This is a genomic window from Flammeovirga pacifica (genome assembly GCF_000807855.2).
Classification (GTDB): Bacteria; Bacteroidota; Bacteroidia; order Cytophagales; family Flammeovirgaceae; genus Flammeovirga; species Flammeovirga pacifica.
The window spans coordinates 3,809,758-3,824,957 of record NZ_JRYR02000001.1 but is presented as its reverse complement, the minus strand read 5'-3'; the positions used below and the strand labels follow the sequence as shown (position 1 = coordinate 3,824,957).

The 15,200-nt window shown below is 32.8% G+C and carries 12 protein-coding genes; 9 read left to right on the top strand and 3 right to left on the bottom strand.

The window, feature by feature from the left end; all coding sequences use genetic code 11:
- A partial coding sequence (locus NH26_RS25855) for a hypothetical protein (protein WP_394331098.1) occupies positions 1 to 65 on the bottom strand: 65 nt, incomplete at its 3' end.
- A gap of 96 nt (positions 66 to 161) precedes the next feature.
- Positions 162 to 830 carry a ParA family protein gene (locus tag NH26_RS14990; protein WP_044229549.1) on the bottom strand — a complete coding sequence of 223 codons (669 nt, stop codon included), beginning with the start codon at positions 828 to 830 and terminating at the stop codon, positions 162 to 164.
- A gap of 298 nt (positions 831 to 1,128) precedes the next feature.
- On the opposite strand from NH26_RS14990, the gene trmB reads away from it, so the two are divergent.
- The 9 genes from trmB to rlmN all read left to right on the top strand — a co-directional run bounded on the left by trmB (position 1,129) and on the right by rlmN (position 13,926).
- Entirely contained in the window at positions 1,129 to 1,782 is a 654-nt protein-coding gene (trmB, locus tag NH26_RS14985; protein WP_044229546.1) for a tRNA (guanosine(46)-N7)-methyltransferase TrmB, read from the top strand.
- Positions 1,783 to 1,819: 37 nt separating this feature from the next.
- Positions 1,820 to 2,446 (top strand): WbqC family protein, encoded by a 627-nt coding sequence (locus NH26_RS14980; RefSeq protein WP_044229543.1) that lies wholly within the window; start codon positions 1,820 to 1,822, stop codon positions 2,444 to 2,446.
- Positions 2,447 to 2,615: 169 nt separating this feature from the next.
- Positions 2,616 to 5,153, top strand: coding sequence for an ATP-dependent Clp protease ATP-binding subunit (locus tag NH26_RS14975; RefSeq protein ID WP_044229540.1), 2,538 nt, complete (start codon positions 2,616 to 2,618; stop codon positions 5,151 to 5,153).
- A gap of 368 nt (positions 5,154 to 5,521) precedes the next feature.
- Positions 5,522 to 5,866, top strand: coding sequence for a hypothetical protein (locus NH26_RS14970; RefSeq protein ID WP_044229537.1), 345 nt, complete (start codon positions 5,522 to 5,524; stop codon positions 5,864 to 5,866).
- Positions 5,867 to 5,909: 43 nt separating this feature from the next.
- Entirely contained in the window at positions 5,910 to 7,070 is a 1,161-nt protein-coding gene (locus NH26_RS14965; RefSeq protein WP_044229533.1) for a hypothetical protein, read from the top strand.
- A 115-nt stretch (positions 7,071 to 7,185) separates the two neighbouring features.
- On the top strand, positions 7,186 to 9,756 hold the full coding sequence (gene gyrA / locus NH26_RS14960; RefSeq protein WP_044229531.1) for a DNA gyrase subunit A: 2,571 nt from the start codon (positions 7,186 to 7,188) through the stop codon (positions 9,754 to 9,756).
- Between the two features lie 106 nt (positions 9,757 to 9,862).
- On the top strand, positions 9,863 to 11,056 hold the full coding sequence (locus NH26_RS14955; RefSeq protein WP_044229528.1) for a tetratricopeptide repeat protein: 1,194 nt from the start codon (positions 9,863 to 9,865) through the stop codon (positions 11,054 to 11,056).
- A gap of 110 nt (positions 11,057 to 11,166) precedes the next feature.
- Entirely contained in the window at positions 11,167 to 12,753 is a 1,587-nt protein-coding gene (locus NH26_RS14950) for a tetratricopeptide repeat protein (RefSeq protein WP_044229525.1), read from the top strand.
- A 117-nt stretch (positions 12,754 to 12,870) separates the two neighbouring features.
- Positions 12,871 to 13,926, top strand: a complete 1,056-nt coding sequence (rlmN, locus tag NH26_RS14945; RefSeq protein ID WP_044229521.1) for a 23S rRNA (adenine(2503)-C(2))-methyltransferase RlmN — start codon at positions 12,871 to 12,873, stop codon at positions 13,924 to 13,926.
- 244 nt (positions 13,927 to 14,170) lie between these two features.
- Here rlmN and NH26_RS14940 read toward each other — a convergent pair whose 3' ends face one another.
- Entirely contained in the window at positions 14,171 to 14,983 is an 813-nt protein-coding gene (locus tag NH26_RS14940) for a DUF4476 domain-containing protein (RefSeq protein ID WP_044229518.1), read from the bottom strand.
- Positions 14,984 to 15,200 lie beyond the last annotated feature (217 nt).

The following is a 15,200-nucleotide window of genomic DNA, read 5'->3' as shown; positions in this document are numbered from 1 at the left end:
TGATAAGCTGTAAGATATTGGGGATTCTGAAGATTTTGCTTTTCTGGTGTTTGACATAAATTTATTACAATTTAGTCAACTTATTTTAGGACGTTACAACATAGCAAAAACCCCATCTCTTTTGGAGATGGGGTTTATTTATTTTTTAAGATTATCCAATCTTAGAATAAGCATTTAGTACAAAATTCATCAAAATATTGATTGAATTCATCGTCTTTCAATCCAGGGTCTGTTATATCATAAACGGTTGAAATTCCTCTTTTATAACGAACCAAATTAGATATTGGAGAATAGAAAAATTCCATCCCTCCTATTCCTGAAAGCTCTTTTAATTTTTGATGCTCTACCGTTTGATCTTTTTTATTCACAATTCCATAGACATCAAATTTATACCCCTGCTTCTCTTTCATTTCCTTAATCATGGGTAATGTTTTTAGGAAACGGATTGTAGCTCTCATATCTAACACACTTGCTACTACAGGAACAACAACTATATCAGAAACTAAAACAGAGAAATATATTTCTTTTCCCTCAATTCTTCCGGGTACATCTAAAAAGATGACATCATATTTTTTTTCCGCTAATGCTAGCGTTTTATCAAAGTTCTCCTCTGATCGGGCTTGTTTCCAATTAAAGGCAATAACATCGTAAGACTGCTCTTTATCCGCTCCTTCTGTGGCATAAATATCTTTCACAGATTTTTGAGGATCACAATCAATTACTAATACCTTTTTCTTTGTTCTATTGTGTACTGCTGATGCGGTTAACATCAATAAAGTACTTTTGCCAACGCCCCCTTTTTGGGTAGCGAAAGAAATTACTTTGGCCATATAATTTTAATAAGCGGCTTGTAATAAAGTTTACAATGATCATCATCAAAAATTAGCAATTAGCTAACAGAGGCTGATAAATCACAAATTTGGAATGAAAATACAACAAAAAACCGAATATTTCCCAATATCAGCCCTATCCATATCAACATTATAATACATGCTTGTTTTCAATTTTGTAAATTCGCGATTCGAAAGTGATCAAATTCAATTTCTTAACATCTAAGGTGACATCATCAGTTATCTTAAAATAGTCGAAAAAGAATCTATCATTTAATAGAAAGAAATTCAAAAAATAATGGGACGCCAAAAATTAAAAAAGTTCGCAGAAAACGAATCTCGTAATTATATAGTAGAGCCTGGAAAACCTCTATTTGAAAATATAAAAGGCAATTGGAGAAAAGATGTTTTTAAAAACAACAATCCAATAGTCCTTGAATTAGCTTGTGGTCGTGGTGAATATACTACAGGGCTTGCTCAAGTCTATCCTAATAAAAACTTCATCGGTGTAGATATTAAAGGTGACCGTATTTGGAAAGGGGGCAACGTTGTTGATGAAAAAGGCTTAACCAATGCCGCTTTCTTAAGAATCCATATTCAGAATTTAGAACAATATTTTGAAGCTGGCGAAGTGGATGAAATATGGATTATACACCCTGATCCTAGGCCAAAAGATAGAGATGCAAAAAGAAGAATGACTCATCCAAGGTTTTTAAAGATGTATAAAAACCTATTAAAAGAAGGAGGGTTAGTACGTTTCAAAACAGACAGTAAACCATTATTTGAGTATTCTGTTGAAACTTTAGTGGCCGAAAAAATACAACTTGAAGCCGTTACATTCGACCTTTATGAATCAGATTTACTAGAAGAACACCATGGAATTGTAACTCGTTACGAAAAGCAATTTACTGAATTAGGTCATGATGTTCATTATTTGAAATTCAGATTCTAATTTACATCATCAAAAAAATAAAATTATTAGCACCACAATGCAGGTATTAATTGATCTTCATTACTTTCCTAATATTGAGTACTTTACCCTATTAGCAAAAGCAGATACGGTATACTTAGAAAAGTTCGAAAATTTTCAAAAACAAAGTTTTCGTAATCGTTGCTATATAAAAACAGCACAAAAAGTAGATCGATTAACAGTACCCGTTGTTGGTGCTAATAAAGGGAAACCTCTTAGAAAAGTGAAATTAGATAATACTACTCACTTTGGAGTGAAACATTGGAGAAGTATACTAACCGCTTATGGTAGATCTCCCTATTTTGAATATTATAGTCAAGAGATTGAAAGTGTCCTCACCACTCCCTATGAAACTCTTTTTGATTTCAATTTTGAATTACTAAAATTGATAAGTAAGCTATTAGGACTCAAAATCGAAATTAAAGCAACCACTTCTTATCAAAAAAATGTAGAAAGTGATCTACTAGACTTGAGAAATAAGGTAACAAAAACCGATTCTAATACCTTTATTAGCCAACAAACTTATATTCAGGTATTTGGAGATAAATTCGAAAAAAACTTAAGTATTTTAGATCTTTTATTCTGTGAAGGACCTAATGCAATTATTCTATTAAAATCACAAAACAGTAAATTAATAGAGCGTTAATATTGTTTAATAAAAAATATATGCTTTATTTTAAGTAACAGAATTTACGACTCTAACGATTAATCCATTAATCATAAGAAATTAACTTTCACATTATTTCATAAATGCTTCTAAATTCTGTATCTTATATTTTCGATATTAGAATAATTATAATTTAAATTCCCAAACCATGGAGGCAAAATTTTCAAACCGTGTAAAGGAAGTCATCTCACTTAGTAGAGAAGAAGCTTTGCGTCTTGGACATGACTACATTGGTACTGAACATCTGTTACTAGGTATGATTCGTGAGGGTGAGGGATATGCGATCACATTATTGAAAAAGCTTAATGTTAAATTAAACGACTTGAAAGATGCTATTGAGCAATCGACTAAGAGTACAGCTAATTTCAATGTGAAGAACCTCGCAAACATCCCATTAACCAGACAATCAGAAAAAACGCTTAAAATAACATATTTAGAGGCTAAAATTTTTAAATCATCTTTAATCGGAACAGAGCATTTGTTACTTTCTATTTTAAGAGATGAGGATAATTTGGCCACGCAAATTTTACAGCGTTATGATGTAAACTATGATGTTGTCAAAGAAATGATCGAATTCCAAGGAGAAAATCAAAACCCAAAAGCATCATCGAGTACAGATGATGACGACCCACAAGCAAAAGGTGGTGGCTCATGGAGCTCACGACCAGAATCATCAAAGAGCTCTGAAAAATCTAAAACACCTGTTTTAGACAATTTTGGACGTGACTTAACAAGTTATGCCGAAGAAGGCAAATTGGATCCCATTGTCGGTCGTGACAAAGAAATTGAGCGCGTAGCGCAGGTGCTTTCGAGAAGAAAGAAGAATAATCCTATATTAATTGGTGAACCTGGTGTTGGTAAAACAGCCATTGCCGAAGGTTTAGCACTTCGAATTGTTCAGAAAAAAGTATCTCGTGTACTTTTTGGTAAAAGAGTAGTTACTCTAGACCTTGCTTCTTTAGTTGCAGGTACTAAATACCGTGGTCAATTTGAAGAAAGAATGAAAGCGGTAATGAACGAGCTAGAAAAAGCTCCAGAAGTTATCCTTTTCATTGATGAAATTCACACAATTGTTGGTGCTGGTGGTGCATCGGGCTCTTTAGATGCCTCGAACATGTTTAAACCTGCGTTAGCAAGAGGTGATATACAATGTATTGGTGCTACTACTCTTGATGAGTATAGACAATATATTGAAAAAGACGGAGCCTTAGCACGTCGTTTCCAAATGGTAATGGTAGATCCTACTACACCAGAAGAGACAATCGAAATCTTGAACAACATTAAAGGCAAATATGAGCAACACCACCATGTGGACTACTCTGAAGAAGCCTTAGCTGCCTGTGTGAAATTCTCTGATAGATATATCAGTGATCGTTTCCTACCAGATAAAGCTATTGATGTACTTGATGAAGTAGGTGCTAGAGTACATATCAACAATATTCATGTTCCTGATAATATCGTAAAGCTTGAAGAGCAGATCGAAGATATCAAAGAAGAAAAGAATAAAGTTGTTAAACGTCAGAAGTACGAAGAAGCTGCAAAACTTAGAGATACAGAAAAGAAATTATTGGAAGACCTTGATACTGCTAAAGAACAGTGGGAAAAGGAAACCAATGAAACCATCTATCCTGTAACCGAAGATGATGTAGCAGCAGTTGTAGCTATGATGACTGGTATTCCAGTAAACAGAGTAGCACAATCTGAAGGTAAGAAATTGATGAAAATGGCTGATGATTTACAAGGTAAAGTAATCGGTCAAGATGCAGCAATTGAAAAACTTGCCAAAGCTATTCGTCGTACTAGAGTAGGTTTAAAAGATCCCAAAAAACCAATCGGTTCATTTATCTTCCTAGGTCCTACAGGTGTTGGTAAGACAGAACTTACAAAAGTTCTAGCTTCTCACTTATTTGATAAAGAAGATTCTCTTGTAAGAATCGACATGTCTGAGTACATGGAGAAATTCTCCGTATCTAGATTAGTTGGAGCGCCTCCGGGCTACGTTGGGTATGAAGAAGGTGGTCAATTGACTGAAAAAATTCGTCGTAAGCCTTATTCAGTCGTGCTATTAGATGAAATAGAAAAAGCACACCCTGATGTTTTCAACCTATTATTACAAGTTTTAGATGATGGTATCTTAACTGACGGTTTAGGTAGAAGAGTTGATTTCCGTAATACTGTAATCATTATGACTTCTAATATTGGTGTTCGCGATCTTAAAGATTTCGGTACTGGTATTGGTTTCAACACGATTAAAAAAGCAGAAAATCAAGATGCCGAAATGCAGGCGACAATTCAAAAAGCTTTGAAAAAAGCATTTGCTCCTGAATTTTTAAATCGTTTAGATGATGTAATCATTTTTAATTCTCTTGAGAAAAAACATATCCATCAAATCATTGATATTTCACTTTCTAAATTATTTGAAAGAGTTTATGCAATGGGATATGGTATTGAGATTACTGAAAAAGCAAAGGATTTTCTCTCTGAAAAAGGTTATGACCCACAATATGGTGCTAGACCTTTAAATAGAGCAATACAGAAATACCTTGAAGATCCAATGGCAGAAGCTATTCTCGGAGGAGATATAGCAGAAGGTGATATTATTGTTGCCGAATACTCTGGTAAAGGAGAATCTTTAGATGTAACCATCAAAAAGAAATCACAAGAAGAGAAAAAGCCTAAGGAATAAAATCCAATGGATATTTAATATAATGAGAGAATCGAAAGGTTCTCTCATTTTTTTTACTCAATACTAAGTTCATGTAAGACGTCAAGTTTATAACAGTAGTTACTCTCATTTCCCCTGATAAAACCCTATACATTATAAAACCTAATATGGTATTTCTTAGCCAATTTGGTATTGATTAACATGATCAATCCTATAAAATTCCTTAGATAAGACTATTATATTCATTTATACTAAAGAAAGGTTTACCAATTCTAATAGATTACATCACTATTTTGTGAAAAAAAGACAACTATGGAACCTTTTAAATATCTTTATATCAATAAATTATAAAATTCTATACCCAAATTTTTGACTCAAAACGACTTACTATGAAAATTAAATCAGAACGCCTTGCTTCACTATTGGTGACATCAGCATTATTCGGAACGAATATAGAGTTGAGTAACCATGAAAAAAATGTGGTATGCATACAATCCCCTTCTCCTCAACATAACTTAAGTACATACAACGAATTAAAAAATCAAATTATAGAAATCTGTGTCAATAGTACACAAGGACACTCAATCCTTTCTACTCAAGGACAAAGTGATGTTTTCGATCTTTCTCTATTACAGCTAGGAGACTATATATTAACTATAAAACTAAAAAATGGAGAAATCTCTAGAAAACTTAATGTACACGAACATGAAAACTATGCAGTAGTTAGGGCTTGATATTATTTTCCTATCTTTGATTGAATTTTATTGATAGGAAAATATGAGGGCTAAATTATTCAAACACCTAATAATAGCATGTGGTTTATTCTTTACCATTACAACTTTACATGCTCAAAATTTAATACCTAATCCAAGCTTCGAAAAATTTCATGAAGAAACTCGAGGACATGCTTATTTAGATAATCTAGAGGATTGGTTTAATGCTAATACTTCTAAGCCAAAATCTTTATATGGCACTCCAGATCATTTGTTTATTAATGAAAAACAGCCTCTTAATGGCATCAAAGATAGTTTTAAACCTAGAACGGGAACATCTGTATTAGGTATAATTTCTTATATGCAAAGAGTAAATGATTATCGTGAATATGCTTCTGTAAAATTGAACGAAACTTTAAAAAAAGGAGAGACATATCAGTTTACCGCTTATATTAAAAATGGAAATCAAGTAGCATTTGGAGCAATTGCATCCAATGGTTTTGGAGTCTATTTTTCTGATAATAAAATTAGACAATATGTTTATGAACCTTTAATGGTTACTCCTCAATATCAAATTGATGATATTTTCTACACTACAGATTGGAAGAAAATTACATTTACTTATGTAGCCGAAGGAGATTATAAATACATGACAATAGGTAACTTTTTAGATGATGTCAAAACGGACATTAAATACATCAACTATGATGTTGACCCGCAATGTTATATCTACCTAGATGATCTTTCCTTAATTCATATTCCTTCTACTCCAGAAGAAGAAGATGTAAAAGAAGACACTTCTGAAGTAATTGTTGCTCCTGTAGCAGTCGTAACACCTCCTAAACAAGAAGAAATTCAAGTAAAAGAAGTGAAAGAAAAACTCATTTATGAGGAAAGACCTACTGTAGTACAATCGTCTATATATATCACTTCTTATGAAATTAGTTTATCTGTTTGGGATGATAAAACAGTAGATGGAGACGTGGTATCTCTATTTTGGAATGGAGAACCTGTGCTTCAAGAATATGAACTCACTGCTAAAAAGAAAAAGCTAAAAATAAAATATGAACCCGGAAAAGAAAACGTTTTAATCCTCTATGCGCACAACCTTGGAAAAGAACCTCCAAACACTATGGCGATCGCAATTAAAGCTGGAAAAAAGAAGCGTCAACTGAGTATAAGATCAACTCTGGGAAAAAGTGGAGGTATTCGCTTCAAACGATAGAAATTAAGGGCGTTTTTTCCTTTTTTTAAAGCGTTATTTTTGTATCTTGCATACTCTTAAAAGAAGGATTTTTTTCTTCTTTTTTCTTGTGTTGAAAACATATCAATAAATATACATGGCAGACGAAAATATCATCTCTATTAACATAGAGGATGAAATGAGAAGTGCCTACATTGATTATTCAATGTCGGTGATTGTATCTCGTGCACTTCCTGATGTTAGAGACGGTCTTAAGCCTGTACACAGGCGTGTGTTGTACGGTATGGCAGAACTTGGACTAAGCTATAACAGACCGTATAAAAAATCAGCAAGAATCGTAGGTGAAGTTCTTGGTAAGTATCACCCACATGGTGATTCATCTGTTTACGACACGATGGTTCGTATGGCCCAACCATGGTCATTACGCTACATGCTTGTGGACGGACAAGGTAACTTCGGTTCAATTGATGGTGATTCTCCAGCAGCAATGCGTTATACTGAGGCGCGTATGAAGGAGATTGCAGGTGAAATGCTTTCTGATATCAAAAAGAATACCGTAGACTTTGAACCTAACTTTGACGATTCATTGAAGGAACCTTCAGTTTTACCTTCAAGAATTCCAAACTTATTACTTAACGGTTCATCAGGTATTGCCGTAGGTATGGCTACTAACATGGCACCTCATAACATGAATGAGGTCTGTGATGCTATTATCGCATATATTGAAAACCCTGATATCCAAATGGATGAGCTTACTGACATTGTCAAAGGCCCTGACTTCCCTACAGGAGGTATCATTTATGGATATGACGGTGTAAAGAAAGCGTTAGAAACTGGTAGAGGTAGAGTGGTAATGCGTGCAGTTACTGCATTTGAACCACTTCCTTCTGGTCGCGAACAAATTGTAGTGACTGAAATCCCTTACATGGTCAACAAGGCAAATATGATCGAAAAGACTGCCGACTTGGTGAATGATAAGAAGATTGAGGGTATTTCTGCTATTCGTGACGAATCAGATAAAAGCGGTATTCGTATTGTTTATGAATTGAAAAAAGATGCTGTGCCTGACGTTGTATTGAATCACTTATTCAAGCAAACGGCACTTCAAAGTTCTTTCAGTGTAAACAATATCGCACTAGTAAAGGGTAGACCAAAGACACTAAACCTTTATGACTTGATCCATCATTATGTGGAACACCGTCATGAAGTAATAGTTAGAAGAACTCAATTCGAATTGGACGAAGCAGAAAGAAGACTTCATATTTTAGAAGGCTACTTGAAAGCATTAGATAATTTGGATGAAGTAATTGCTTTAATTAGAGCATCAAAAGATGGTGAAATCGCAAGACAAGAATTGATCGCTAAATTCGAGTTTAGCGAAATTCAAGCAAAAGCCATTCTTGATATGCGTCTTCAAAGATTAACTGGTCTTGAAAGAGATAAAATCATTGAAGAACACAAAGAAGTAGTTGCTTTAGTAGAAGATTTAAGAGATATCTTGGCAAGACGTGAACGTCAGATGGGTATTATTAAATCAGACTTAATTGAAGTAAAAGAAAAGTACGGAGACGAAAGAAGATCTCGTATTGAATACAATGCAGATGATCTAGATATCGAAGATTTAATCGAAGATAAAGAAATGGTAATTACTATTTCTCATGAAGGTTATATCAAACGTACTCCGCTTATAGATTTTAAATCTCAAGGTCGTGGTGGTGTAGGTTCAAGAGGAGCATCATCGAAAAGCGATGACTTTACTGAACATATGTTCGTTGCAAGTAATCATAACTACTTATTGTTATTCACTAACTTAGGTAGAGTTTACTGGCAGAAAGTATTCCGTTTACCAGAAGGTTCTAAAACCGCTAAAGGTAGACCTCTACAAAACCTATTGAACATCCGTGAAGGAGAAAAAGTACAAGCTGTAATTTGTACTAAAAACCTAAACGATCAAGATTATATCAATAATCATTACCTAATGATGTTGACTGAGAGAGGTATCGTGAAGAAAACAGTGCTAGAAGCTTATTCTAGACCTCGTCGAGACGGTATCAATGCAATCAATATTAACGAAGGCGATAAATTATTCAACGTTATGTTGACTGACGGTCAAAATGATGTTGTAATTGCTACTCGTATGGGTATGGCTACTCGATTTGACGAAAGTAACGTTAGATCTATGGGTAGAGGTGCTACAGGTGTAAAAGGTATTGTTCTAAAAGGAGATGACGATAGAGTGGTTGGTATGGCTTGTATTTCTAAAGAAGAAATAGAATCACAAACTAAATCATTGATGGTTATTTCTGAAAATGGTTACGGTAAACGTACTGAGTTAGATGAATACCCTTGTAGAACTAACCGTGGTGGTAAAGGTCTTAAAGCAATGCAAGTAACTGATAAAACAGGTAAACTTGCTTCTTTATTCTCGGTTGAAGAATCGGATGACCTTATCGTTATCACTAAAGAAGGAATTACAATTCGTACAGCAGTTTCTAACTTCCGTATCATGGGTAGAGCAACACAAGGTGTTAAAGCTATCCGATTGAACGATAGTGATGAAATTTCTTCTGTTGAAATTGTACCTATTCTAGAAGATGAAGAATCTGAAGAAAATACTACTCCTGAAAACTCAACAGAAGAGGGTAACAATTCAGAAAATCAAAATAATGAAAATGAATCGAATGAAGGTGAAACTTCTGAAGACTAATTTTTATAAAAAGTTCTTTATTAAGGCAACTACATTTGTGGTTGCCTTTTTTATTTCCCTTCTATTGATTTAAATTACATAAAGAAAACAAAGCAGTAGTCCATTTATGCCTCAAATAAATACTTTGATCATCATACAATACTTACTTGTGATATTTTGTTCCATAACATTTGGGCAGTCAAGTAGTAGTTCGCAAGAAAGACTTTTAAAGCTTTCAAGATATTCTATCAACGAAAATCGTTGTAATGATGCATTAAATTATTTGGATACTTTAGAGAGTATTTCTTTAACTAAAGAAGGTGAAATGGAAATGTTTTCACTTAGAGCTAAATCCTATTCTATCTTGGCCTTAAACGAAGACTGCAGTGATTCAACTACCATTGATGTTTGTACTGAGTATACAGAAAACACTATTTATTGGTACCAAAAAATTTTAAGTTATAGCGATAGTAGTCAACTTTTTTATAAATACGCAAAGGCTGAATTAAATCGCTTTTATGACAATTTGATTACTGAAGGAACAGCACAATTTATAAAAGGGAACATTATTAAAGCGTCCTACTTCTTTAAACAAGCTATTCTCATTAATACCACCGACCCGATTAATCTTCGCTATAGTATGATTGCTGCGGAATTAACTCAAGATTACCAAAAGGCATTAGATTACTCAGACCTTTTATTAAAAGTTAATTATGACAGTATTGAAGTATTCGAAAGTCGAGCATTTTATTATGAAAGTTTAAAAAATCCTAAAAAAGCAATTGAAGAAGTAGACAAAGGTTTAAAGAAGTATCCTATTCATTATTCATTAGTTTATCGAGGCTTAGGTATCTGTGTTAGAGAACATTGGTATAATAAAGGGTTATCTCTGATTTTACCTTTGATCGAAAAATATCCGTATGACGAAAAATCTTTAATGAATGTAGGAATGTTATACGAATCGCTGGGAAACCCTAATAAGGCGATGCTATTTTACACAAGAGCTATAAATGTCAGTCCTACTAGATTAGATTCATACTTGAATATCAGTCAGTTACAATTTATAGAAGCTATGAAAATTCAAAAAGTGATAATGAATTGGAACTCAAATAAACAAAAAGAAGAGTATAAAAATGTTCATAAATCAGACCTAAGAAAAAAAGCTAAATTCTATCTAAATCTCACCTATTTGAATGCCAAAAAAGCCTACTTATTAGATAAAGAAAATAAAGAGGCCTTAACAACTTATTACAATGCTTCACTTTTATTAAAGAGATCTAAAGAACTAAAAGACCTAGAAGAATCGTTAGAAGTTAAGTAAGGATAGAAAATTTATGCTTAACATCATCAAAAATGTAATTTGAAAATATTATGTTTGCGTGTTGAGGAATAAATTATTGTATTCTAAGCTATATAACATATAATATTTCTATGAAATTTACGAAAATTCTAGCCGCTGCTGCTTTGACAGCTGCTGTTTCTAGTACTGCTGCATTAGCTCAGGAAAAAGGTTCTGCATCAAAAGCAGCTGCTTACCTGACTAAAGGTGAAATGACTGAAGCTCAAGCAGAGATTAACAAAGCTGTTACTTATGAGAAATTCAAATTATCAAGTAAAGGTAAGTCTCCAGTAATTGCTAAAGATAAAACGTTAGATATTAAAGGTGATATCTATACAAAATTAGCACAAGATAAGGAAGCTTCTACAGAAGAAGTAACAGTTGCTATAGATTCAGTGTTATCTGCATATAACGAAATCAAAAGTAATAAAGAGGTTACAGGAAAAGAAACTCCAGTATATAAAGCTATTTGGGTAGATCAGCCAGATCAAATTGACCCAATTACAATGCAACCAAAATTGTCGAAGATTAGTAACTTCTACAACTTCTTCATTAATGAAGGTGCATTAGCTTGGCAAGAAGAAGAATTCAAAAATGCAAAAGAAGAATTTGATTTAGCTTTAAGAGTTAAAACAGATACAACTGCTGCTCAAAATGCTTTATACGCAACAATCAATATCTTAAACGATACTGATGATGATGCTGAAATCAAAGCTTTACAAGACGAAGTAGTTAAGTATGCTAAAGTATTATTCTCTTTAGGAATGAATGATGCTGTATACTACAAGCAATTGTTATACTACGCTTCACAAGGTGTTTCAGATATCGAAGGTTCTATCGACGAATTAGGATACGAGGTTAGAGAAGCTGAAAACACAATTGAAAGATCTTCAAAAACTGTTGAATCTTCTAAAGAAAGATACGAGTATTATGCTACAGGTGGTGGTAGAAGAACTTCTAACTCATCTACTAGAGCAAAACAAGCTAAAGCTGAAATGGAAGAAGCACAAGCTGAAGTAGCTGCTGCTCAAACTAAATTAGACGAAGCTAACAAGAAGATTGATGCTTTAAAATTAGAAGCTAATAAATTCTACCAAGAATCTTTAGATATCTGTATCGAAGGTTTAAAATACAACGCTGATGATGCTGATTTATCAAGAAGTATGATTATCTACTACTTGAAATTAGACAAAATGGATGAAGCTATCGCTTCTGCAAAAGCTAATATCGCTAAAGATCCTAAAGATGCTGCTGCTGTATTGTTGTTAGCTCAACTTTATGATCAAGCAACTGATATGTCAGAAGAAGCTGATCATAAGCAAAAATATACAGACCTTGCAATTGGTGAGTATAAAAAAGCTTTAGAATTAGATAGTGAAAATACTACTGCTCTTTATAGCCTTGCAAGATTGTATTACAACCAAAGTGTTGCTTACAATGCACAATTGCAAGAATTACCAACTAAAGGTACAGGTCAATACATCGATGCTGCAAAAGCAAAAGAGTTAGAGACTGCTAAAAAAGAATCAGCTGACAAAGCTGTTCCTTATGCTAAGAAAGCTGCTGAAGTTGGAAATGACGAGCCTAAATATTTACAACTACTTCTTAAGATCTACTACCAAACTGGTGATCAAGAGAACATGAAAAAGATTGATGAGAAACTAAGTTCAATGGAATAATCCATTAAAACTTAATAGTTTTTTCTTTCTAAACTAAAAACCCGAACTTCGCACTGAGGTTCGGGTTTTTAGTTTCCCTTCCTTTTTATTTCATCTCATTTCTAAAAAATAAATACCATGATTAAGTCAGGTAAAAAAGATATTCGAAAATTATCTCAAGATCAGATCAAAGATTTTCTTACCGAAAATGGAGAAAAGGGCTTTAGAGCAAAACAAATCCAAGATTGGTTATGGAAAAACTCTGCCAAATCTATTGATGAGATGACTAACTTATCTAAAAAAACTAGAGAGTTACTTTCTGAAAATTTTGAAATTTTACCTGTAACTACTTTTAAATCTCAAAAAAGTAGCGATGGTACAATCAAATCTGCATTTCAATTACACGATAAACATTTAGTTGAAGGCGTACTTATTCCTGCAGAACCAAGAATGACCGCTTGTATCTCTTCTCAAGTGGGTTGCTCTTTAACTTGTTCTTTCTGTGCTACAGGTTATATGGATAGAAAACGTAATCTAGATGCATCTGAAATATACGATCAAGTTGTAGCTATCAATCAACAAGCATTAGATAACTTCAATACTGGTCTTACCAATATAGTATATATGGGTATGGGAGAACCACTATTGAACTATAAAAATATGATGGAATCAGTAGAAAAAATTACTTCTCCAAATGGATTAGGAATGGCTTCTAAAAGAATAACTGTTTCTACTGCAGGGGTGGCAAAAATGATCAAAAAGTTAGGGGACGATGAAGTAAAATTTAACCTTGCCTTATCATTACATGCTGCCAACGATGAGAAGCGTAATAAAATTATGCCTATCAATGAGCAAAATACTTTAGATGTATTGAGGGATGCTTTAAAATACTACTTCAGTAAAACAAAGAATCCTGTTACCTATGAATATATTGTTTTCAATAACTTTAATGATAGTCTAAAGGACGCTGAAGAGTTATATCAATTTACTAAGCACTTACCATCAAAAGTAAATATCATTGAATATAACCCTATTTCTGAAGCTGATTTCCTTAATGCTAAAGTAGATAAAATTCAGAAATTTGCAGATTACTTATCAAATAAAGGAGTTAATGTTCATGTTAGAAGAAGTCGAGGTAAAGATATTGATGCTGCATGTGGACAATTAGCGAATAAAAATAAAGAGGATAAATAGTTCATATTTCTAAAATTGTGAATACATCATCTTATAAAAGAATATGGGGGTCATATAAATGAACCCCTTCTTTTTCTCTATTTTTCTGAACCAATATCTCCTAAGTGTTAATTATCACATGTTAATCAATTATTTTAAACCGTAAAATATGTTGATATTATATTTATTGTGTTGATACTATCAACATACTAATAAATAATTTTGTGCTTATTATGTTTTATGGATAAGTTATCAACATTGTGTCTTAGTTTTGTTGATAAACAATGTTTTCATCTTTAGGAATTGTCTCAACTGTGTATTTTACTAAATCATTACTTGTGATTTTATCTATTTCATTTTTATGGAATAAATTCACAAAGTTATTTTTAATCTTACCTAAATTATCCAAATCATAAATTGAAGACAAGGAACTGTTCAGGACTTTCATTTTATCATTTTCAAAAGAAAACAATCTCATAATTCCATTCAGTTGATCAACTGATAACCCTTTACCATTGATAATCCTTTTATATACTTCTATTCGTTCGTGATCATAGTTTTGTTTTTGCAAAGTAAACTTTAATGCCATATAATCGTCGGTATTCATTGGTATATTTGCACCTATTTTTCCTCGATAATCTTTCACATAAACTACTTTTGCTGCTTCATCTAAAACAGATTCATTCCATTCTTCATTAGTACTTACAGGAGCATTATTTATTTCATTCACACTTTGATGCATTTCAGCCATTTCTGATTGAAAACTGTTGACATAATTAATAAAACTTTCACGGTTTAATTCATCCTCAAAATAGTAGGAGTATTCATCAGCATTTGACCAATCTTCTACAAAATGATAGGCAAATAACAAATAGTCCATACGATCGTTGTCTTCAGAAAAATGTTCTGATATCATATGTACATTTTCGATTTTCACACAATACTTTTCAGTATATATTTTTACTTCATTCAGATATTGTTCTTCGTTTAAAACAGTCAAGCTTTTTAATGTATTTTCAAAATCAGCCTGTGAAATATGAACACAATCTGTGTCGTCTTGTGCATAAGAAAACTGCATACACAAAAAAAATAATAGTAGTTTTAAAAATTTCATAGCAGTAGGATATAGCTGATATTGAGTTATAGTAATAGTTTGAGGTAAATACGTTACATTTTTAATACAACGGGTAAATGATTTTAGTTGAATGTTATTAAAATATTTAAATTCTATATGGTATAAGCACAATAGAAATAACTAATAGGTTATAACTAATAGGTAATAAGGGGAAATACGA